A 21,023-nucleotide genomic window follows, 5' to 3' on the forward strand; every position below is an offset into this window, starting at 1 on the left:
TTCACCTTAACCCTTATTTTAGTATGGCTTCTTTCAAAGCAACCTTTAACGGTGCAGGCAGCGGCGACTGTGAAGTTGTAAGCTGTCAGTTCTCCATTCACCAAGAAACTGACGCAGCTGGTCGCGTATCTTCTAAAGCGAAGCCTGGCTCAGTTATCGTGGAGATAATCGCCACCGATTCTACCGCCCTGGCCGCTTGGGCTGCTGATTCCTACAAGCAGGAGTCGGGCATCACCATCAAATTCGACAAGGCCAACGAAGCTGGTGTGTTGAAGACGGTGACTATTGACGAAGCCTACTGCGTAAATTACGTAGAAAACTTTAGCGCTAAAGGCACTAGCACCGACGCTTCGATGACTGTCCGCCTCGAAATCACGGCTAACAAAATTAACCTGGCCGGTGTAGCTCTGGATAATAAGTGGGTATAAACTCACTTCTTATTAGCTAACAAAAAGCCTTGGCTACTTAAGTAGCCAAGGCTTTTTTGTATGCATCTTCCACTCGTAGCGCGTGCCGCCGGCTTGGAGCAGCTGCCCGGCTGGGCCGTAACGGCGGTCCTGGCGTTCGGCGGTGCGGAAGAGGTTGCCCACCGCGTCGGGCTGGCGCAGCTGCCGGGTGCCGTCGCCGAAGGTGGTGGCGGTTAGGTTGCCCCAGGCGTCGTGCTCGAAGCGCGTGAGCCCGTGCTGGCTGTCCTGAAGCTGTGTGAGCCGGTCGTTTTCCTGCCAGGCGTAGGTGCGCACCCGGTCCGAGGCCCGGCCCACCCCGGTGCTGATGCGCTGCTCAACGGGTCGGCCCAGTTGGTCACGCCTCCAGCGCTGGTGCACCCCGCCGCTCAGGCTGCGCTGTAACTCGAGGCCCTGCGCATCACGCGTAAACAGGGCCTGCCAGTTCCCAGCACGCATCTGTTCCACGTCCCCGTTGGCGTCGCGGCCCAAGTGATCTGCCTCAAGCGAAGAGGTAACCAGCAGACGCCGGCCTAGCGCGTCGTACTCGCTCGTAACGGTGTGCGTGCCTTGAATTTCTTGCAATACTTGGCCCAGAACGTCACGCTTGAACTCGACACTGATCGTGTTATTCGTGGCCGCCAGCAAGGCACCATCCTGGCGGTAGCGGTATGTTTCAGTGGTGCCGTCGGCGTAGATAACCTCCGTCACGCGGCTCATTGTGTCGTAGCTGTAGCGCGTACGCTGACCCGTAGCCAAGGTCTGCTCCTGCACCCGCCCGCCCGTGTCGCGGCGGTAGCGGCGTGCCAGGCCGTCGAAGCCCGTTTCGGTTACCACGTCGCCCGCGGCGTCGAACTCGAAGCGGTAGGTCAGGCCGTGCTCATTTACAATAGCCCGCAGTTGCTCCTCCGTGTCGTGCAGAAACTCGACGGCCGTGTCAGCTTCGGCGCGGCGGATCATGCGGCCCATGCCGCGGTAGGCGTACTGCACGTCGTGGTGGCGGTCCTGGGCACGCACTACGTTGTTGAGGCCGTCGTAGACAAACGTGCGCACGTTGCCGTCGGGCTCGTACACCTTCACCGGCCGGCCCAGCAAGTCGTACTCGCGCCATTGGACGTTGCCGCGGGCATCGGTGAGCTTAAAGGGGCGGCCCCAGCCGTCGAGCAGCCAAAAGCTGGTGCCCTGCGGCGTGCGGGCTTCGCGCAGATTATAGCCAGCGTCGTAGAGCAGCTCGACGCGGCTACCGGCGGCATCCATGATGCGGTGCAGCAGGCCGTGGGCGTACTCGAACCGGTCAGTGTTGCCGGTCGGATCGGTGCGCTGGGCTAGCTGCCCAACTTCATTGTACTGCCACTGCCATTGCCCGCCCACGGCATCGGTGACCTGGGTGCAGCGGTCCTGCTCATCGTAGGTAAAAGCTAACTGGGCGCCGTCGGGTAGTACGGTGTGGACCCGGTTGCCCCGCTCGTCGTACTCGTAGGTGGTAGTATGGCCCAGGGAGTTGGTTTCGCGCAGCAGCTCGTTGAACTCGGTGTACTCGGCCAGCGTGACACCGCCGCGCGCATCGAGGGTTTCGGTTACCAAGCCGTTTTCGTTGCCCTGGTAGGTGGTGTTGTAGCCTAGCGAGTTGGTCACGACGGTGCGCCGGGCCGCCACGTCGTAGTTGAGCTTGTGGTCGTAGATGCCGCCGTCGCCCCAGGTGCGGATGCAGCACGCCTCCGGCCCGGTACCGTTGTATTCGAAGTAGAAGCTCAGTCCGTTTTTGAAGGTTTCCCGCACCATGAGCCCTTGCTCGTACTCATAGGTGGCGGCCTGGCCTAGCGCGTCTTGGCAGCGCACCAGCTCGCCAGCGCGGTTGTAGTCGTATGTAACTAAAGTTACGGTCTGCTTGGGCTCAGTCGGGTGCGGCGCCACGATGGTGTGCAGGCGGCCATGCTCGTCGCAGGTGACGCGCAGCTGCCGCCCGGCGCTATCCGTGATGCCGGTTAGGCAGCCTCCGTCATCGTAGCTGAAGGAAATGGCGAAGCCATTGGCGTTTTCCACCGCCACCAGCGGCGACACGCCGTCGCCCCGGTTCACCCCGAAGCGCTAAATCAGCTCAGCGCCGTGGTCGAGCACGGCGTAGCCGCGCACGTCGTGCAGCAAGGTCATCTTCTCCCGCCGGTTGTAGTCTCGCTGGCCCACGGGCACCATGTTGAAGGCAATGCCCCGCCCATCAGCAGCTCGCATGGCCACGGCGCTTTCCTCGGCGTCGACGCACAAGGCTAGGTCGTAGGCGTGGTGCCAGCCGTGGCCCAGCGGCCCTTGGTAGATGGAAGTGGAGTACCAGGTATGGGTAGCTGGCGTACAAGCAAATTCGAGGGCCCTACGACATTCAGGGCGGCAGCACATATTGCCTTACTATTTCAGCTAGTCATCGAAAGTGCGCACACCACTTGATTGGTGAGCGGCTTTGTTTCGCTTGAGACAAGCTCCCAGCGAATCGCATTGCCAATGCTGACACTCTGGTTTTAATGTCATATGAGTTAATATTCTTCTATTCCCATTGCGGACCATTCGTCTAAAATATCCCAAAAATCTGCGAAATCCGGTTCCTCATCATCCCACCAGACCAAACCAGTTGGTTCAGGTGTATTGAAATTCCAGCAAAGATATCCGCCGGCGCTGTTAGAGAACACGCAGAGGATTTTGTCTAGTGAAAAATCAATCGTTATATCATCTAAAATGCCCCATTCCATGTCCGATAGACTGAAAAATTCATCTAAAGGCAGCAGGCCCAGCGCATGTGATTCTGCTTCGTACCAGCCATTATGCACCTGGCTGTAGAATTCTTGAAATTTATTTGGCCAAGGAAATTTATTTATATTAGGGGGAACTTCATAAGCTAATAAAGGAGTATGCCCGATGTAATTTATATAATCGCCCTTAGGATTTTTAAAAATGTACAATAAAGCGGCCTTATTCTCGTGTTCTATCAACTCAATAGTGACTAAGCGTTTCCTAAATACTTCAAGCAATACGCTAAACTCTTCATCGTAATATTTGCTCCATGTAGCAATAATATGCTTGATTCTGTGCTTTGGAGAAAGGTTAATCAGTGGGTGCCATTGTGCAGGCACAATGATATGTTGGGGTATTTCCCCAAACACTGTAAACTCACCTATGTGTTTCTTGAGATTTGAAAGATTTTCGTTCATTTTCATTTGAACCTATTGTGGCTTGTTTTCTTAAGTAAAAAAATCCTAGATATTAATTAAGGTACTGTTGCAGGAACGTTGGATTTCGCTAGGTCTTTTATATGCTTCTGAATCTCTTTTTCTAAAACCTTCCCTTTTGCTATCATTTTTTTCTGAACTTATCATCCACCTTTATTTTTCCTTTCTTATATTCAGTCCATTCCTGAAAACTCTTAGATCCTTTCGATGTATTTGCTGTCTCACTTAGTCCAACAAAATTCTTTTCATAGTTAAGGACCGCTATCTGTTGAGCTTCAGTTAGTTTATCAAAATCATCCATTTGAGTTATTTTATCCATAGGAACTATATGGTCAGCATGCATTCTCTTATCTATTTTCAATCCTGGCAAAGCAGGATCTTTCATTCCTTTTTTATACTTTACATTTACTTTGTCGCGTATACTCTTATTCGGTGTTTTTTTCTCAATTTCTTGTACAGATCATCCGATATTTTTCTTAAACACACGGTAGCGTTGTGGACGACCAGCATCCACCAGCTGACCAGATACGTGTGCCAGTCGGCAACCTCGAAATCGAGCTGGTGGTCTGCCCGATGTAATAAAGGAAACTGCTTCACTCAGATGGGCAGTGTATCTACCTTCTAAGTGAAGCAGCTTCTCGTTTGTAAACAGCTGGATTGCTTAACCCTTTAGTTGACAACCTAAGGAAAAACCATAACCATTACAAAAAAGTTAATAGCTAAATTTAGTGGCAATATTACTAATAACACTTATTATATTTTACTCTATCCAGTGTATCTCCTGCTCATCAAATATTTTGCCGCTAATACCTAATAAGATGTTGCTTATTCCTTCTACAAAAGAATTGCCCATCCAATATAGATTATCGCCAGCCATATAAACTTTATGGCTCGAATCTACACATAAAAATAAGGATTCATCACGAATGTAGCCAATCGGATATAATGTTGTTCCTATTAACTCAGAGTAATAGTGAAGTCTACCATCTTCGCTGCTTTCTTGATCTGCCCAACTAGGATCAAAATCAATGCTGTTGCGTCCCATGTTAACTCCTGCGCCTGTTGAACGAACGAACAATTTTCCGTATTCATTCAACAGCATTTGTGTGTCTATAGGATAATTTACATCGCTAGGATAGTCGATAGTTTCTCCTACGTTTCTGCCAGGAAACCATCCTGCTTGCCTTAACAAGGACAATACCTCTTGATTAAAAAATGCATTTTCTGTCATGTTATTCCAAAGTCTTAACTACATCTTCAATACCAAAGTGGTCTAGCAAAACTTTGCAAGACTTACAAGCGCATTTCGGAAATCCATGCTTAGCATTTCCAGCGCCTTTGACCTCCATTGCAACCGACTTAGCACCTTTTATGTCTTTCCCAGAGTTAAGAGCTTCAGTAATAATCTGCGGCTCGGCACATTTTCCGTGTCCCGCTCCTCTTAGATTTTCTGGAATATCATCAAGGACTTTTTTAACGTCATCATGCAAATTATTTGGTAAAACTCCTTTGGGTAGGTCTAAGCCAGCTTGGCTGTGCGCAGAAATGACAGTTCCATCTTTCAACTCCATGGCTCCTGCTACCCCAGGGCGAGCTTTGCTCCTAATTTTTTGTGCGATATCAGCCATTTCTTGAGAATGGCCCACCACTTCCTCTGTTACAGATTCTGTAAGTTGTTTTCTATGTTTATCTATCCATTCGCGAGCAGCTTTCTTTGCTGCTTCAGTTAATTCTTTTAAACACACGGTAGCATTGTGGACGACCAGCATCCACCAGCTGACCAGATACGTGTGCCAGTCGGCTACCTCGAAGTTATAAACGGTGGTGGACTGCTCGGTTTGGTGAGCGACTTCGCGCAGGGGCATGGTTTGCCCATCGGAGCGCAGCAGTTCAGTACCTACTTCTAATCGACCGGCTTCGGTCCAGCCCTGACCGGTCCGAAACGGGTGTTCCGGCGTGGCCCGGAGCGTGTCGGCGCCGAGCTGTAACTCTATTACCGCATCGGCCTGGCGTTGCGTGGTGTGGGTAACAGGCTTCAGGGCTAGGTCGCCCGTTTCTTCGTGCCAGGACCACACTAAGTCGCCGACCTGAATGTCTTCGATGTTCTTGAAGCCATCCTGCACAGCAATGGGCGTACCGGCCGGAAAGCAGGCTGTGACGCACAGGCGGGGTACCTTCTTGCTAAAGGCTTTCAGCGCGGCTGGCACGCCCTTCTTCAGAGCTACTGACTTGGCTAACAAGGCGGCCATCTGCTTTTTGGCCATGCCAGCAGCTACTTTCGCACCAGCCTTAATCATCGTGCGCACTCCAGCCTTCGCACCGGCCATTGCCACGGTGGCCGTGCCGAAGCTAAACACGCCGGCTACGACCGAAGCCGCGTCCCATAATAGGAACCCTGCGTTCATGGCCATGCCTAACTTGTCGCCGGTTTGCACGGAATGGATCAGGTCGCGGCCCGAGCCCCAGATGGGAATGGCGCCTTCCAGCAAGCCGGCTTCACCTACCGAGTTCTTCTCCAACTCGGCTTGCTTCAGGGCATCATCTGCTTCCTGCTTGGTCTCCTTAATCTGCTGGCTGATGTCAGGCGGCAAAGGCACCTGCCCCGACGTCATGAACTCAATCTTGCCTTGCCCTACTGGGCACTGAATGCAGGAACGAAACAACAAGGCTTCCGCGCCGCCTACCTTGGCTGGGTACGTATCCTGCCATAGGGTAGGAGCAGGCACACAGGGTGTAGGCGTACCGCCGGCCATTTGCGTTAGCTTTTGGCAGATAACGAAGGAGGGAATATTAACTAACGGCACTTTATCCAGCGCATTGCCGGCTTGCAGTCCCGCAATCTTACTGGTGCGCGGGGTAGCCTTAAATGGCATAGGCACTGTGCCCTGGCTACATTGCATTAGCGCCCCCGTAATGACGTATTCGAGAGGATGCGACATACGGCAGGCAGGCTTAGATAACGTCCGTGTCAGAGGAAATCAACTTGGCCTGGCCGCCTGCCTTCATATTCAGGTTGCTGCTGATTTGCGCCTGCATGTTGTTGCCGACTTCCAGCGCCAGGTCTTTGGCTTCCAAGCCAATATTCTGCTTGGCCGTGAGCTGCATGTTTTCATCAGCATCCATCGTGATGTTCTTGGCGTGCATCACAATCTCGCCCTTATCACCGGCCTCGAGCGTGATGGTAGAACCGAGCACGGTCACGGGGCCGTTACTCTTGATGGTAACGCTACCGTCGCCTTGAAAGCCGACCTGAATAGCCGTGCCTTTGTTGTTGGAGTTGGAAATGAGAATAGTCTGCTGACCCTGCTTATCCTGCATGACAAACTTGTTACCACCCGCCGTTTGCATGCCCTTCATCAGGTTGCCATCGGGCGAATACTTGGCGCCCTGCTGGTTGTTGGCGTGAAACATATTGCCCAGCACAAACGGCTGCTCCGCGAGGCCTCCCTGGTAGCCGACGAGCACCTGCGAACCGACTTCCGGCTTCATCAGGTGGCCTTTGCCATGGCCGCTATAGGGCGTAAGCAGCCGAATCCAGTCGGTTTCAGCCTGCTTGGGGTTGTCGACGGGCCAGTGGTAGCGCACGCGCAGGCGGCCCAGCTTCTCCGGGTCTTTGTCGTCGATGACTTCGGCTAGCTCGGGCGTGCCGCGGGGCGGGTTATAGCCAGGGCGAATGGGCGGCACGTCCAGAAAATGCGGAATAGCCGTGAAGTTGTTGCTGTAGTTGCCCTCCGAATCTACCTGATGCGAGATGGTGATGATGCGGTACTTGCCAAAGCTTTCGGTGGTGATATGCCGGCTGCCCAAGCCTTCGCCACTCACGTTAATTACCCCACCAAGACGCAGGGAAGGATTGTCGCTGTGGCCCTCAAAAGAAATAAGCTCAGCGGCTGTAGTGGCTTTCATCGCCTTGGCTTCCTCATCCAACTCGCTTGCACTGGCAATGAGCATTTCGGCCGATACGTGTAGGTCGTCGGCAAAAAGCTTTTCAGATTGCTCCAGTGCAAAGCTACCGAAAGGGTGAGCCTGAATGCCGGGCACTTGCTGGCTCTTCGTGGAACTATTAAATTTCTCGTTTTTCTGGTAGCTATAGTCATATAGCTTAGCCCTGGCTGGCCGGAGCGAAAGACCGAAGCGGAATGTGTTGTAGGCTCCATCCGCCACAAAATTTACTTCCTCATCGGTGGCAGGTGCCCCTAGGTGCAGGGTTTCACCATCATAGTAAAACCACTCGCCGTACTCAGCCGCCAGCCGGCTGAGAAAGTCGAAGTTGGTTTCGTCGTACTGCGCTACGAACGGAATGGGGGAGGTGTGGCGGGGCTTGACTGTATGCTTGAGCAGGTTGTTAGGGTAAGCCTGAAGCACCATGCTGAAAATAGAAGCCAACGTCTGTTTAACAAACGTGCGGCGCTTCATGCCGTCCGTAAGCAGGTAGCAAGGACTGTACCCCCAGGCCACAATGCTCCCCACGTAGTTTGTATCCTTGCTGGTGGACAAGTCAGTCACGAGCCCTTTAAACAGGAGCTTCTGGCCCTGGTTGAAATAGTATGAGTCAGCCGTAAACTCTATACTGAGGGGTTGTCCAAGCAGGCGTTTGTGCGCCTGCGAAAAGAAAGGCACTCCCGCGCCTTCCACATTATCGAAAGGCACGGTTATCTCGAACTCATGATGCCCGAATAAGTTTTGGCGCAGCGTTACTTGTTGAAGGTCGGCGGCGGGAGCCAGCAGGCTACCACCGCACTGAATAGAAGCGGTAATTTGACGAGACATAGCAAATAGTGGAAGGAGTGAAACAGAGCCAAGATACAGAACTTTCTATTCTTTGGCCGTTCATCGACTAAATTCGATAGTTTATCGAGGATGTGTATCTTGCTGAAGCCTGGCAGCAGGTAACCAGGTATTACGATAGTTTTTCTGTTAACGGCTGTCTTTCTCGCGTTATGCCTTTCCAAGACCAACCAAATGGTACTCGCGCTAAGGCGCATCAGGCCATATCGAAGCGTCCGGCCGCGCCTCAAGCTAACGGTACACGAGCTAAGGCTCATCAGGTTGTTTCGGGCCACGCGCCCCAGCAGCAGCCCACCGGCACCCGCGCCAAAGCCGCGCAGATAGTGCAGAACCCAGTATTAAATGGGCCACATGTGCGCGAGGCCATCCGAATTTTTGTGTTTGTCGAGCCTAATGACCGGAAGGCCATTATCACCTATAGCAAAATTATGCTGGCACGACGCGGCGATGCGGAGATACGCACGGAAATCAGCACAACTTCGGTAGTAGGGGTTTTAGTAGATAGAGATAGTAATGGTCCAGTGGAAATTGCTGTTACCGGTCATAGCGGCCCTCAACGAGTGTGTGATTACAGTAGTATACGCCGCGAACAAGCTCATTTAGACTTAAAGTTGTTCAATGAGTATGTGCGCAAGGTGAAAGCGTACCGTGACAGTATAGAGTTTAAAAAAGACTTAGACCATAAGCACCTGCCTATCTTGAAAGTCACCGAATTCAATGAGGATATGACCACGGCAACGTTGGCCGGTACGCTGCCGTTTGGCCTGAGTGTCAAGCCGGCTAGCGTTGCGCAAAACGTTGCCCCGCAGGCGGCTGCATTTACTCGCTGGACTGCCACACGCCTAAGCCGGCTGATGGGAAAGGAAGTTGGATCCGGTGCCGTAGCCGAGCTAGCCATTAAGGCGGCTCAGGCCGTGGGCTTGCCCAAATCCATTGACAAGTTGCAAGCACAATGGGGCGGCAACTACGCTGACCCCCGAGAGCGTCCGCTGTGCGTGTATGCCGACCTGCGCATGGGAGGCCATAGTATCTATCAGCGTGACGTAAGCCCAGCGTGGGTAAAGACAGCGCACGAGTGGCTGTATAAACTCGTCTTTGGCACGTTAGGCAAGATGCTATGAGCCAGCCCGCACACACGGATTGGTCGCCTGGCATCACGTTGCGGCAGGTATTGATAGCACTGGTACTGCTTGGGTCCTGGGTCCTTATCAACCAGGGCTGCAAGCGCTGGGCGGCTGCGCGCACCCGGCAGGCCAACGCTGAAGCCGCCGCTCCCTTCCTAGAGCCGCGCAATGCGGAGCGACGGCGCGTGGGCTTGTGGCCTATTACGCCTGTCTTGTCCGAACGGGGTTATACTGGTGATAGTATCGCCCATCTCCTAACAGAATCTGCTAAGTCGTCGCATCGGTTTGGCCCCTATATTGAGAGCAAAAATGTGGTGTACTCTTCTGATAAGCAGCGCTTATTGCGGGAACTAGAAGACATTGTATTGACTCCTGCTCACCGCAGAAAGAGTCAATGCCCTGAATTCGTGCTTAGCAGGAAGTACTCCTACGTTGATGCTACCCAGGGCCGTAACCCGTGGACGATTACCTTGGAAGATTATTGCGGCGATGGTGTGACGCGGTTTGCTCTCACATACGCTGAAGCGGACAGCGTGCTAACCTACTGGCGCAACCAAGCCGTACGAGATTCCCTCGCGGCACTTGCCGCCAAACCATGAGCCAGCCTTGTTCAATTGGCAATACATGAATCTAGCAGGCGAAAGCCCACCAGATTATATCGGGCCACACGCCCCAGCAGCAGCCTAATGGCACCCGCGCCAAAGCAGCGCAGATTATCAAGAACCCACTGCTCGACGGGGCACACGTGCGCGACATCACGCGCATGTATGTGGCGGTGAACGGAGGCAGCAACAAGGTCACGGTAACTTTTCTCAAAGCCTTGATTGTGAATAAAGGTAATGTGGAACGGCGCGTGGATACTGTTATTACTGCAACAGTGGTCAACGAGTTGGGGCAGAAGGCCCGCATAGAAGACCTGTGTACCGTCACGGTTTCCGAGCGTGTTGGCGGACGCTCTTCCTGCCCCGTAACCAAAAGCCTACGTACCAATCAAGCCGATGTAAATATTGAAGTACTGAGAGCCTACTTGCAAAAGATTATCGAGTATCGCGACGCGCAAGGTACTGACTTAGGCGACCCTTTGCCCCTAGCAGAAGCGAAACAGCAGCAAAAGGACTTAGCCAAAGCTACAGCTCTAGGTATGGTGCCGGTGGCCTTATCAGGTGTTGCAGGACATACAGTTATGAAAGCAGCTTCGCGCCAATTGGTGCAAGGGCGGCGTGCCCTACGCTGGACGGCTGCTGAGCTAACAAAACTAGCTCAAAAAATAGGCAGGGCATATCCCAAGGGCGGTGGTGTTACAGATAAGGATATTATGGACAAAGTGTCCAAAACTGGCAGTGTATTGGGGGCGGCTAATAGTGTTGAGGGGGCTCAAGCTCAGCTACTGGATGATTATATCGACCCACGTAAGGAAGGCAACCGCATCTGCGTGTACTCAGACATGAAGATGAACGGCTACAACTTGTATCGTAAGGACGTGAGTCCGGTGTGGGCCAAACAAGGTTTACATGCCCTTTACAAATTTGTTTTCTTTGCACTTGATCACAACCCATTTATCTAATGGCCTATGAGTATCACAAGCCCTCAGCCGAAACTCCGCCCTGGTGGGTTGAGTGGGGCTTGCCTGTCTTAGTGCCAGTCTTAGTATTAGCTCTGCTCATTAAGGGTTGCAACGCGGGCGTGGACTACTACCGCCAGCGCCAGCGCGAGGCGCGCGGGGCGACTGTGCTTGAGCCGCTCAACGAGTGGCGCCGCCACATCGGCCTAGCCCCGGTCACGAAGACGTTACCCGCCCGAGATTTCGACGGCGACAGTCTAATTCATTTATCTGCTGCGCGGTATGCATACACTCGTTACTATGGTCCCTACGTGGGTGGCAAGCACGTGCGCTATGCTGGCGAAGCCCAGCGCGTGTTATGGGAAACAGAAAACATCTATCTGTGCCCAGCTCGTTGCCAAGCGCGAGGACGGCGCGAGTGGAAGCTGGAACGCACTTATACTTTTGGAAAACAGCCTGCATTGACCGTTATTTTGGAAGACCATACCGGCGCGTCCCGTTCACTCACGCGCGCTAAGGCCGACAGCGTGCTGGCGTACTGGAAAGCGCAGGGCACGCGCGACTCGTTAGCGGCAGTGGCCGCAAGGCGGTAACGTAAGGACTTGTCATCCAAACCCACCCCGCAGTGCCCGCGCCGCCGAGCTAACTAGGCCACGCGCCCCGGCAGCAGCCTAATGGCACCCGCGCCAAAGCAGCGCAGGTAGTGCAAGCCCCTACTTCGCGGCACGCTGTCGTGCAGGGAGGCGTCATTCTTACGTCTGTAAACAGTGCCGCAGCAATAATTAAAGCCGCTGAAACTGTTGCTTATGGCCCAGCTAACCGAGTTAGAGCAGCTCGGAGAATGATAGGTGTTCCATACAAGCAGCAAACTGGTGTAGCCCTCCGCGCTGGTTCTACACCAGAAGCGCTACAGTATATGGACTGTTCAGAGTTTGTCTCACGTGTACTAGCGGTTGATGGAATCACAAAGGGAATTCTCCCCATGAACACGGGAGCTATAAAGACGTTGCTTAGTGATTCAGGCAGGTTTGAACACTCTCCTGACAAACCCAGGGTGGGTGACATTGCTTTATGGGAAGGCCATGTAGGCATCGTTTCAGCTGTAGGCAAAGGCAACACTATGAAGCTGGTTCATGCTAGTGGTAAAGGAAAGTTATCAGGAGAAAATCCTTATGCCATTAGTCCAGCTAAGTATCGTTCCAGTACTTTTTATGGTTATTATCGCCCCATCCATGAAACAAAAAATCATGTGGCAGGCTCGCCTTCTTCGGATCAATTCATCACATCAAAAACACGTAGTGTAGCCACCAAAAACCAGAAGGGAGTATACAGATCAGGTGCAGATGGAACGTTTCCTTTGCAAGAAGTAATAGTGCGACCCTCATCAGGTCAATTTCCAAGTGAGCCTGTAAGTTTACCTAGTCCCGTAGTCCCTAAGCTTAACGTTCCAGTTCCACAGGTTTCTTCAACTCCAACAAAACTTCCTACAAAATAACAGTATGCAGAAAAATATGTGGATACTTGCGGGAATACTACTAGTACTTTCTGCCTGCAACGACAATAAGAATACAAAAGAAACCGACTCTTCCTTAGAAGAAGCCACTAAGCAGCTTCCCCAACAAGCAACTACTGAAAAGGCGAAGGTAACCGCTTCATTAGAACGCCCTGATACAGTTATTTATTCCAAGGATAGTTTACAATATTTGGTATTTGATAGCTTTGAATTGGTTTCTTATCAGGTAGCTGCTGATACACTTCAACTAGTGTCAACCAGTAATTTCCTGTATTATCCTTTTGGTCGTTATTCGGCGATATCTGCCTTTAAAGCAAAAAATCCTTTATTTACTTTCGTAAAAGAAACAGATCCAACGGACAACACAGTTAATCTATATCGAGGTATTTATGACAATAATTTTATAAAATTGTTTTTGGATGACGAAAAAGGTGCTTTAGAAGTCGTGTCAGGCCGTGTTAATGACTCGAAAATCAGACTCAATGAGGGTATTCTGGTGGGTATGAAGAAGCGAGAATTTTTTTCAAGAATATTTAAGAAGCCAAGCATTATTGAAAAGGCAGATATAAAAGTAGTAGAGTTGATATCCGGCTTAGAAGGTATACATCATTACTATACTTTCAGGAATGATACTTTAGCGCGCATAGATTTTAATACTAACTATCAATTCAATAAACTCTAGAAGTGTGAAGCAAGTTATTTTTAAAAGTTTTTGGAATTAAAGTGAGACCCGCGCCTCGGCAGCCTTCTGGCGCGTGGGCCAAAGCAGTGTAGGGAGCCGCAGCTTTTGCGCAGCTGAACAAGCCGTGCGGTATACAAAGGCCACGGAGCACGTAACGACTCCCGACGAATTGAGGGTTTTGGGCGGCGCCACGGGCTCAGTAATATGACCCAGCGGCCGGCGGCTTCGTGCTCCAGTGGTTCTTGCGTACCTTCGTGCCGCTGATTTCCACCGAACGCACCCTTCTGCATGAACCAATACGACGTTACCGTCATCGGCTCCGGTCCCGGCGGCTACGTGGCGGCTATCCGCTGCGCCCAGCTCGGCCTCAAAACCGCCATTATTGAGAAGTACCCCACCCTGGGCGGCACCTGCCTCAACGTGGGCTGCATCCCTAGCAAAGCCCTGCTCGACAGCACCGAGCACTACCACAACGCCCACACCACCTTCAAGGAGCACGGCATCGAGCTGAGCGACCTGCGGGTGAACATGAACCAGCTGATTGACCGCAAAAACGGCGTCGTGAAAGCCAACGTGGATGGGGTGGCGTTCCTGATGAAGAAAAACAAAATCGACGTGCTGCAAGGCGTCGGCTCCTTCATCGACAAAAACCACCTCCGGATTACGCCCACGGGCGGCGGCGAGGAGCAGCAGATTGAAACCAAGAACGTCATCATTGCTACCGGCTCCAAGCCCACGGTGCTGCCGTTTATTCAGCAGGACAAGCAGCGCATCATCACCAGCACCGAGGCCCTGAACATTCGGGAGGTGCCCCGTCACTTCATGGTGATTGGGGGCGGCGTGATTGGGCTGGAAATGGCGTCGGTGTTTGTGCGCCTGGGGGCTAAGGTGTCGGTGATTGAGTACGCCGACGCCCTGATTCCGAGCATGGACCGCAGTCTGGGCAAGGAAATTCAGCGGGTGCTGAAAAAGACCGGTGTGGAATTCTCCCTCAGCCACAAAGTAACCGGCGCCACCCGCGAGGGTGACTCCGTAACCGTGACGGCCACCAACCCCAAGGGCGAAGAAGTGAAGTTCGAGGGCGACTACTGCCTGGTGGCCGTGGGCCGGGTGCCCTACACCCAGGGCCTCAACCTGGAAGCCGCCGGCGTGCAGATGGAGGAGCGGGGCCGTATCAAGGTGGATGAGCACCTGCAAACCTCGGTGCCCGGCATCTACGCCATCGGCGACGTGGTGCGCGGGGCCATGCTGGCCCACAAAGCCGAGGAGGAGGGCGTGTTCGTGGCCGAAACCATTGCCGGCCAGAAGCCCCACATCAACTACCTGCTCATCCCTGGCGTGGTGTACACCTGGCCCGAAGTGGCCGGGGTGGGCTACACCGAAGAGCAGCTCAAGGAAATGGGCAAGGCCTACAAGTCGGGCCAGTTTCCGTTCCGCGCCTCGGGCCGCGCCCGCGCCTCCATGGACCTCGACGGCTTCGTGAAAGTATTGGCCGACAAGGAAACCGACGAAATCCTGGGCGTGCACATGATTGGCCCGCGCATTGCCGACCTGATTGCCGAAGCCGTAACGGCCATGGAATTCCGCGCCTCCGCCGAAGATGTGGCCCGCATGAGTCACGCCCACCCCACCTACGCCGAGGCCATGAAAGAAGCGTGTTTGGCAGCTACCGAGAACCGGGCGCTGCATATGTAGAAATTGAGAGCCGATGAGGTGAGATGTATTGAGGTAACATATCCGAACGCCCGCGAATACCTTAGTACACCTCACTTATCTCCATATGAACAAGCAAGACCACATCAAGCATTGGGTTGAAACCTGCCAGGAAGATTGGTTGTCAGCACACGATCTGTTTCAAACTAAGCGGTTCTTGCAATGCTTGTTTTTTGCTCATCTGACCATTGAGAAATTGAGTAAAGCCCACTGGGTGAAAGACAACAGTACTGATATTCCACCCCGTACACATAATATCTTGCGCTTGTGGCAAGACACGCACCTACAGCCATCCGCTGATTTAGAGAACACGGCCGTAGAATTGAATAACTTTCAAATGGACGGCCGGTATCAGGATTACCAACGGGCCTCTTATCAGCGGGCAACAGAAGCATTTACCCGCGCGTTGTTAGATGACACCGACAAACTCCGCCAATGGCTACTCAGCAATCTGTGATAAACCAGGTTCGCCGCTTTGCGGAACAATTGCGTCAACAGCACATTCCATTGCGGCAGGTAATTCTGTTCGGCTCCTTCGCCAAGAACGAGCAACATGAGTGGTCCGACATTGATGTGGCACTAGTCGCCGATGGGTTTACCGGGGCTAGCTTTATCGACATAAAGCCGTTTGTTCGCACTCTAGTTGAGCACGTTGACATCGAACCCCACACCTTCTCGCCCGAGCAGTTCACCGACTGGAACCCCTTCGTGCAGGAAATCAAACGGACGGGCATTGTCATCGGCGAGTGGGAGCCGACTGCCGCGAAGAACCGGGCCGGCCACCTACCATAACTCAAGTCAAAAGGCAAGAACCGCAAAGCGGCTGAAGCTTCCGTAGCTTCAGCCGCTTTGCGGTTCTTGCTTAGTAGTATCCGTGGAGCAACTCCCACAAATGAGTAGCCCTCCGGGTGCCTCATTGGGTCGTGCCAGAGAAAGAAGGTACCTGCTACTGGTGCGAAGCTGGTACTGAGTACTATTCCCGCTTAAATAGGTAAGAGCCGCCACCCTGGCGTAAGGTAAACTCGCCTTTGGCCACGTCGAAGTCCATTTGCACGCCGGCCGGCTCATACACAAAGTGCGTGGCCGACTGCGGCGTGAGCGGGAAGGCGCCCTGGCCCGTGGCCTGGGCCATCAGCGTAGTGCCAGTTGCCGTAACGGCTACCTTTAGGGGAAATTGACTGCTGGCGTAGGTGCCGGCGTAGCGGCTTAGCTCCGTGGCAGTCAGGGTGGGGGCGGCCTCGAAAGTGGGGATGCGGTAGGGCTTGCCGAAATACACCGACAGTACCCCAATCAAAGCGTCGTTGAAATTGTAGTTGAGGCCATTGCCGCAGTACGCCACGGCCAGCTTTTCCTGCGGGAAGTACGCCAGGGCCGCGTTGAAGCCGTCGATGCCGCCGAAGTGGCCGTAGCTGGTTTTGTCGTAAAAAGGCAGGCGCATCAGGGCGATGCCGTAGCCGTCCTGCATGGTCAGCATCAATTGCAGCGAAGCCGGCTTCAGAAGCTGGCCGCCAAACAAGCTTTCCACAAAACGCGCAAGGTCGGCGGGCGTAGACACCAGCGCCCCGGCCCCGCCCGGAATGCTCATGTCGGTTTCGGGCTCCGGCAGCCAAGCCGCGCCATTCCAGCGAAACGAAGCGGCCTCCTGCGCCTTGGCCCTGATGCGCCCTCCGTAGTACGTGTCTTTCAGGCCCAGCTTGGTAGCAATGCGCTGCTGTACTGCCTGCGCGTACGGCTGGCCGGTGATTTTCTCCACGATGTAGCCCAGCAGCACGTAGTTGGTGTTGCTGTAGGCAAACCGGGCACCGGGCTCAAACTCCGGCGCCGCCCCGCCCATGATGGTCAGCATCTGGGCCTGGGTCTGCGGCTGGGTAAGGTACTGCTGGTAAGCTGGGGCGCTGGTAAAGTTGGCCAGCCCGCTACGGTGGTGCAGCAAGTGGTCAACGGTAATGCGGGCGGCGTTAGGCAGCTGCGGAAACCAGGTAGCCAGCGGCGTCGAAAACGCCAGACGACCTTCCTCCACCAGTTGCAACACCAGCGCGGCCGTAAAGAGCTTGGTCACCGACCCGATGCGGTAGTGCGTAGCGGGTGTAGCCGCCGTATTCGGCTGGGCCAACCCCACCGCACGGCGGTACACCACCTGCCCGTTCTGCGACAACACCAGGCTGCCCATCAGCTTGTGGTGGTCGGCCAGAGCTGTGAGCAGGCTGTCGAGCTTGGCCTTGTTGAATTGCTGGGCCGATAGGGGCAAGGTACTAAGCAAGGTCAGGGCCGCCAGCAGCGTAATTCTGTGAAGCATACAACGAGAATTGATATAGAAAAAACGATAGATAAAAGTAGCTGTTTCCAAGAAACGGCAACCCACTCAGCTTTAAAAGGAGCTATATCCCGATTTTCTGTATCAGCTCAAAACGCCTTGACTGTGAATAGCCACAAAGCCGTTGAGGGATTAGGAACCTCAACGGCTTTGCTATGCTGATTGCAGGGCCCGGCTTCAATAGCCGGCTATTTTCGGCTCCCTACTACCGCTTTTCCACCCGCTGCATCACCGCCTGCCCGGCTGTGCTGATGCGCAGCAGGTAGAAGCCGGCGGGCAGGCCGCTCAGGTCCAGCGTGTGCTCGGTGGGGGAGGAGGCACCCACCGGCGCCGGCACAACGCGGCCGTACGTATCGACCAGCGTCATGCTTACCGGGCCAGCGGCGGCCGCCGGGTTGAGCTGCACGCGCAGGGCGTCGGTGGTGGGGTTCGGGTACACGCTGGCCACCAGCGCCGCCGCCGAGGTGCAGGCGCCCGTTGTGACGCTCAGGCGCACGGGCGCGCCCTGGGCCAGCTGGCGGCTGTAGGGCGTCACGGTGAGCGTGCGGGTGGTGGCCGTGCGGCTCCAGGCCACGGTTACGGTATTGCGGCGCGGGTTGCGGCTCTGAATGGTGCCGCCCGCCACCTGGTAGTCGTAATACGCCGCGCCCCCGCTCATGGTGTAGGTTTGGGTAAGGGCACTCGGGCATACCGTGGTGGGGCCGGCAATGGTAGCCGCGGCGGGCTTCAGGCGGGTGTCGTAGAAGAAGACGCTGCCGCGCGGGGCAATGTCGGAGTACAACGACCCGGTTCGGGAGTTGTAGTGCACGTTGTGGCCCCGGTTGGTGTAGGCGTAGAGCACGTGCGGGGCTCCCACGGCACTGGCGCGGGCGCTTATCGGGTTGGCCCCCGACGAAATGGGCAGATTGATGCCCAGTAGAAAATTGATGTCCGTGAATGGCTCCCCGGTGTTAATCAGCACCGTCCGGTCGTCGCTGCTATGGAAAAGCGACACGGGCGCGTCCGAGGGGCCTTCCACCAGGGTGAGGTCGGCCAGGGCCCCGGCAAAGCCCATGGCTCCGTTGGCCTTGCCGCTGACGGGGTTGCCGCGGGCATCGGTCTGGTTGTCGCCCACGGCGTCGAGGGTGCCCAGGTCGGCCAGGCGGCCCTGGGCAAAGGTGGAAGCCGGCCGCTCCGATTCCTTATCCAGGTACACGTTGTGATAGGCCACAAACCCGCCCGCGCTGTGCCCCGACACAAACACCTGGTTGGGGTCGACGCGGTAGGTGGCGGCGTTGTTGCGGAAGAAGCGCACGGCCGAGCGGCTGTCCTGAATGGCCCGGTACACGGCCCGCTTGGCTTTTTCGGGGTCGGTGAGGTTGATGCCCAGGCGGTAGTCGATGGCCGCCGTGACGTAGCCGCGCCGCGCAAACGCCTGGGCCAGGGCCACCATGTCGGGGGCCGTGCGCTGCCCGGCAACAAAGCCACCCCCGAAGCAGAAGATGATGACCGGCCGCTTGCTCAGGGTGTCGCCCTCGGGCTGGTAGATGTCCATGCGCAGCGTCACGCGCACGGCCCCGTAGGTTTCCTCGTTGGCAATCTGTCCCCCGCCCAGAATACCAACGGTGCTGACCTGGGGAATGCTGGTGCTGAACACCACGCTGCGGGTAGTCGTGACGGAAGAGAAGACGTCGGCGCGGTACCGGTCGGGCAGGGCCTGGGCAACGGCGTGGCCCGCCCCGCCCAGCGCCAAAGCGCTGAGGGCAAGGAAAAAGTGTTTCATGGAATGTGGGTGTTTTGGTTGGAAAAGAAAGGAAGCGCAGAACGGACCGGCTGTCCGGCAACGCCGGCAGCTGGGGTGTGAGCAGGAGCCCACGTACTAAGGAAGAAGCCCGGCAAAGGACCGGCCCAGATAGTAGGCTTGCCTACTATCTGGGCCGGTGAAAGTAGCCTACCTCTACGTCAGCCGCAACATATAATTTGGGCTAAATGACAGGCAGCAAGCCATTTACTGTTCAGTAAAAGCGCCCCAGTCGGCACTCAGCCACCAGAACCAGGTGGCTCCGATGCCAGAGCGCCGACTGGGGCGTTTATAATGCAGGGCTAGGCGGCAAAAACGGTCCTTGATGGCGCGGGGCTGTGCCCCGTGCCGCTTCGCGGGACCCTGACCCGCACTTGTCCGTGCCGCCTGGAAGATTGTAAAGACGTAATATGTTGCGTCTCCTCATTGAACGACCGGTACCGAACAATGATGTTCTGTCGGCGCGGACGCCGAGACTCCAGCTATTGCGTCTCTACACCCGTTCTTCTAGCTCGTTCTGGCGGGGGAGGCCGGAGCCTCCCAGGAGGGCACGGGGCGCAGCCTCGCGGCATCATTGCCGTAAACCAGCTGCTACTGCGGTACGGCCAGCTTGAAGATGCGGAACGGCTCGGTGCGCTGGGCGCGGGGAATGTGCAGCTGCGAGGTGGTGACGTACAGGGCATTGTCGGGGCCCACGGCAAAGCTGTCGGGCCACTTGAGCTGGGCATCCTGGGCCACGAGCTGTAGCTGGCCGGCGGCGGTGATGCGCGTCACGGCGTTGTTTTCCACGTCGGTGAGGTAGAGGTTGCCGGCTGGGTCGAAGATCATACCGTCGGGCGGGTTGGTGTTGCCCAGAAACTCTACCCGCTGGCTTAGCTGCGAGGCGGGCAGGGCTTCGTCACGCAGGTACTGAGTGGCAATGCGGTACAGGCCCCGGCCCGTGAGGGCGTGGTAGTAGAGGTAGTCCCGATTCGGCGACAGGGCTATACCATCCGAATCAATGGAAGGCAGTTCCCCGCTACGGTTGCGCCACACCCGGCCTTCCACGGTCAGAATCAGGTTCTCGGACTTGGTAGAAGGATGGTTGCCCAGCAGGCGGCGGCTGCGGCCCGTAGCCAGATTTACCACGATGATGGCCCCCTGGTTGGAGTCGGTGATGTAGGCCACGTTGTTCTGGGTATCGATGCGCACGTCGTTCAGGTAGCTGGTGGGGTACACCACCGTCTCATCAAAATCCACGCGCTGTACTAGTTGGCGGGAGGCCACGTCGAACTTGAGTAGCTTGGCGCCGCCCGGAACCACCCCGCGCATCTGGGGCGAAGCCGGGTCGAGCACCCACAGGAAGTTGTTGGCATCCACGTACACGCTCTGCACGCACACGAAGCGGTTCTGGGGCGGCACGCCCCGCGCCCAGGTGTTCCAGGTGGCATCCGGGAAGGGTGTGGCCTGCGCACCGCTCACTTCGGCCACCGAGTAGGGAATGGTATCGGTATCCATGCGCGGGAAGTTGGCAAACACGCGGTTTTCGCGCGTCACGGCCACCCCCGTCCACAGCACCGTGGAGGTGGCCACGGGCGTCAGGGGTACGTTCAGCGACGGAACACTGGGCACCGAGTTGTCGTCGTCATCGTTGTTGCAGCCCGTCAGCAGCAGAAGCGCGCCCAGGCCGAGAGTAAGTAGCTGTTTCATAGCAGTAGGTGAAGAATGGAACACCGCTGCATACGCGCCCCGGTCATTCCGCGGTTGGCTTTCTTCGCGTTTCGGCTTTCTATTCAGCATTTATACGGATATACGGAAGGCGTTTCGTAGCAAATACGGACGCAACTGCCCCGCTCAGGTACCCTTCAAGCCTACACTTAACCTTACAAACACGCCGGCGGCGGCAGCTCC

General features: G+C 55.3%; 19 protein-coding genes. 9 read left to right on the forward strand and 10 right to left on the reverse strand.

Annotated elements, in window-relative coordinates:
• The first annotated feature begins 23 nt into the window (after window positions 1–23).
• Window positions 24–428 (forward strand): type VI secretion system tube protein TssD, encoded by a 405-nt coding sequence (gene tssD / locus OIS53_RS16605; RefSeq protein ID WP_264679695.1) that lies wholly within the window; start codon window positions 24–26, stop codon window positions 426–428.
• Between the two features lie 33 nt (window positions 429–461).
• On the opposite strand, the gene OIS53_RS16610 is transcribed toward tssD, so the two are convergent.
• The 7 genes from OIS53_RS16610 to OIS53_RS16640 form a co-directional block, all read right to left on the reverse strand.
• Window positions 462–2,522, reverse strand: a complete 2,061-nt coding sequence (locus OIS53_RS16610) for an RHS repeat domain-containing protein (RefSeq protein WP_264679696.1) — start codon at window positions 2,520–2,522, stop codon at window positions 462–464.
• 9 nt (window positions 2,523–2,531) lie between these two features.
• Window positions 2,532–2,834, reverse strand: coding sequence for a DUF6531 domain-containing protein (locus OIS53_RS16615; protein ID WP_264679697.1), 303 nt, complete (start codon window positions 2,832–2,834; stop codon window positions 2,532–2,534).
• 134 nt (window positions 2,835–2,968) lie between these two features.
• The gene (locus tag OIS53_RS16620) at window positions 2,969–3,640 is read right to left on the reverse strand and encodes a hypothetical protein (RefSeq protein WP_264679698.1); all 672 of its coding nucleotides are present in this window, start codon (window positions 3,638–3,640) and stop codon (window positions 2,969–2,971) included.
• Window positions 3,641–3,782: 142 nt separating this feature from the next.
• Window positions 3,783–4,043 (reverse strand): hypothetical protein, encoded by a 261-nt coding sequence (locus OIS53_RS16625; protein ID WP_264679699.1) that lies wholly within the window; start codon window positions 4,041–4,043, stop codon window positions 3,783–3,785.
• Between the two features lie 375 nt (window positions 4,044–4,418).
• Complete coding sequence (locus OIS53_RS16630) at window positions 4,419–4,889, reverse strand: SUKH-3 domain-containing protein (RefSeq protein ID WP_264679700.1); 471 nt, start codon at window positions 4,887–4,889, stop codon at window positions 4,419–4,421.
• Window position 4,890: 1 nt separating this feature from the next.
• Window positions 4,891–6,597, reverse strand: a complete 1,707-nt coding sequence (locus tag OIS53_RS16635) for a polymorphic toxin-type HINT domain-containing protein (RefSeq protein WP_264679702.1) — start codon at window positions 6,595–6,597, stop codon at window positions 4,891–4,893.
• Between the two features lie 13 nt (window positions 6,598–6,610).
• Window positions 6,611–8,428, reverse strand: coding sequence for a type VI secretion system Vgr family protein (locus OIS53_RS16640; protein ID WP_264679703.1), 1,818 nt, complete (start codon window positions 8,426–8,428; stop codon window positions 6,611–6,613).
• 92 nt (window positions 8,429–8,520) lie between these two features.
• Here OIS53_RS16640 and OIS53_RS16645 point away from each other — a divergent pair, with 92 nt between their 5' ends.
• From OIS53_RS16645 to OIS53_RS16680, 8 genes are all read left to right on the forward strand, one after another.
• Entirely contained in the window at window positions 8,521–9,567 is a 1,047-nt protein-coding gene (locus OIS53_RS16645) for a hypothetical protein (protein ID WP_264679704.1), read from the forward strand.
• A 748-nt stretch (window positions 9,568–10,315) separates the two neighbouring features.
• The gene (locus tag OIS53_RS16650) at window positions 10,316–11,134 is read left to right on the forward strand and encodes a hypothetical protein (RefSeq protein ID WP_264679705.1); all 819 of its coding nucleotides are present in this window, start codon (window positions 10,316–10,318) and stop codon (window positions 11,132–11,134) included.
• Window positions 11,135–11,253: 119 nt separating this feature from the next.
• The gene (locus OIS53_RS16655) at window positions 11,254–11,724 is read left to right on the forward strand and encodes a hypothetical protein (RefSeq protein ID WP_264679706.1); all 471 of its coding nucleotides are present in this window, start codon (window positions 11,254–11,256) and stop codon (window positions 11,722–11,724) included.
• 389 nt (window positions 11,725–12,113) lie between these two features.
• Window positions 12,114–12,626 carry a CHAP domain-containing protein gene (locus tag OIS53_RS16660; protein WP_264679707.1) on the forward strand — a complete coding sequence of 171 codons (513 nt, stop codon included), beginning with the start codon at window positions 12,114–12,116 and terminating at the stop codon, window positions 12,624–12,626.
• Window positions 12,627–12,630: 4 nt separating this feature from the next.
• Entirely contained in the window at window positions 12,631–13,326 is a 696-nt protein-coding gene (locus tag OIS53_RS16665) for a hypothetical protein (protein ID WP_264679708.1), read from the forward strand.
• Between the two features lie 288 nt (window positions 13,327–13,614).
• Window positions 13,615–15,021 carry a dihydrolipoyl dehydrogenase gene (gene lpdA, locus OIS53_RS16670; protein WP_264679709.1) on the forward strand — a complete coding sequence of 469 codons (1,407 nt, stop codon included), beginning with the start codon at window positions 13,615–13,617 and terminating at the stop codon, window positions 15,019–15,021.
• A gap of 85 nt (window positions 15,022–15,106) precedes the next feature.
• Complete coding sequence (locus OIS53_RS16675; RefSeq protein ID WP_264679710.1) at window positions 15,107–15,496, forward strand: HEPN domain-containing protein; 390 nt, start codon at window positions 15,107–15,109, stop codon at window positions 15,494–15,496.
• On the forward strand, window positions 15,493–15,831 hold the full coding sequence (locus OIS53_RS16680) for a nucleotidyltransferase family protein (protein ID WP_264679711.1): 339 nt from the start codon (window positions 15,493–15,495) through the stop codon (window positions 15,829–15,831). Before OIS53_RS16675 ends, OIS53_RS16680 begins: the two co-directional genes overlap by 4 nt.
• Window positions 15,832–16,012: 181 nt before the next feature.
• On the opposite strand, the gene OIS53_RS16685 is transcribed toward OIS53_RS16680, so the two are convergent.
• The 3 genes from OIS53_RS16685 to OIS53_RS16695 form a co-directional block, all read right to left on the reverse strand.
• Window positions 16,013–17,335 carry a serine hydrolase domain-containing protein gene (locus OIS53_RS16685; protein ID WP_264679712.1) on the reverse strand — a complete coding sequence of 441 codons (1,323 nt, stop codon included), beginning with the start codon at window positions 17,333–17,335 and terminating at the stop codon, window positions 16,013–16,015.
• 223 nt (window positions 17,336–17,558) lie between these two features.
• Entirely contained in the window at window positions 17,559–18,887 is a 1,329-nt protein-coding gene (locus OIS53_RS16690; protein WP_413775198.1) for a T9SS type A sorting domain-containing protein, read from the reverse strand.
• An 837-nt stretch (window positions 18,888–19,724) separates the two neighbouring features.
• On the reverse strand, window positions 19,725–20,822 hold the full coding sequence (locus OIS53_RS16695) for a major royal jelly family protein (protein WP_264679714.1): 1,098 nt from the start codon (window positions 20,820–20,822) through the stop codon (window positions 19,725–19,727).
• Between the last annotated feature and the right edge of the window lie 201 nt (window positions 20,823–21,023).

Source organism: Hymenobacter sp. YIM 151500-1 (assembly GCF_025979885.1).
Classification (GTDB): Bacteria; Bacteroidota; Bacteroidia; order Cytophagales; family Hymenobacteraceae; genus Hymenobacter.

Excerpts from the sequence above, each read along its gene's own strand:
- OIS53_RS16690 (WP_413775198.1), bottom strand. The coding sequence starts at position 18,887 with ATGGACATCTACCAGCCCGAGGGCGACACCCTGAGCAAGCGGCCGGTC.
- OIS53_RS16640 (WP_264679703.1), bottom strand. The coding sequence starts at position 8,428 with ATGTCTCGTCAAATTACCGCTTCTATTCAGTGCGGTGGTAGCCTGCTG.
- lpdA (WP_264679709.1), top strand. The coding sequence starts at position 13,615 with ATGAACCAATACGACGTTACCGTCATCGGCTCCGGTCCCGGCGGCTAC.
- OIS53_RS16625 (WP_264679699.1), bottom strand. The coding sequence starts at position 4,043 with ATGAAAGATCCTGCTTTGCCAGGATTGAAAATAGATAAGAGAATGCAT.
- OIS53_RS16660 (WP_264679707.1), top strand. The coding sequence starts at position 12,114 with ATGAACACGGGAGCTATAAAGACGTTGCTTAGTGATTCAGGCAGGTTT.
- OIS53_RS16685 (WP_264679712.1), bottom strand. The coding sequence starts at position 17,335 with ATGCTTCACAGAATTACGCTGCTGGCGGCCCTGACCTTGCTTAGTACC.
- tssD (WP_264679695.1), top strand. The coding sequence starts at position 24 with ATGGCTTCTTTCAAAGCAACCTTTAACGGTGCAGGCAGCGGCGACTGT.
- OIS53_RS16615 (WP_264679697.1), bottom strand. The coding sequence starts at position 2,834 with ATGTGCTGCCGCCCTGAATGTCGTAGGGCCCTCGAATTTGCTTGTACG.
- OIS53_RS16620 (WP_264679698.1), bottom strand. The coding sequence starts at position 3,640 with ATGAACGAAAATCTTTCAAATCTCAAGAAACACATAGGTGAGTTTACA.
- OIS53_RS16630 (WP_264679700.1), bottom strand. The coding sequence starts at position 4,889 with ATGACAGAAAATGCATTTTTTAATCAAGAGGTATTGTCCTTGTTAAGG.
- OIS53_RS16665 (WP_264679708.1), top strand. The coding sequence starts at position 12,631 with ATGCAGAAAAATATGTGGATACTTGCGGGAATACTACTAGTACTTTCT.
- OIS53_RS16635 (WP_264679702.1), bottom strand. The coding sequence starts at position 6,597 with ATGTCGCATCCTCTCGAATACGTCATTACGGGGGCGCTAATGCAATGT.
- OIS53_RS16695 (WP_264679714.1), bottom strand. The coding sequence starts at position 20,822 with ATGAAACAGCTACTTACTCTCGGCCTGGGCGCGCTTCTGCTGCTGACG.
- OIS53_RS16675 (WP_264679710.1), top strand. The coding sequence starts at position 15,107 with ATGAACAAGCAAGACCACATCAAGCATTGGGTTGAAACCTGCCAGGAA.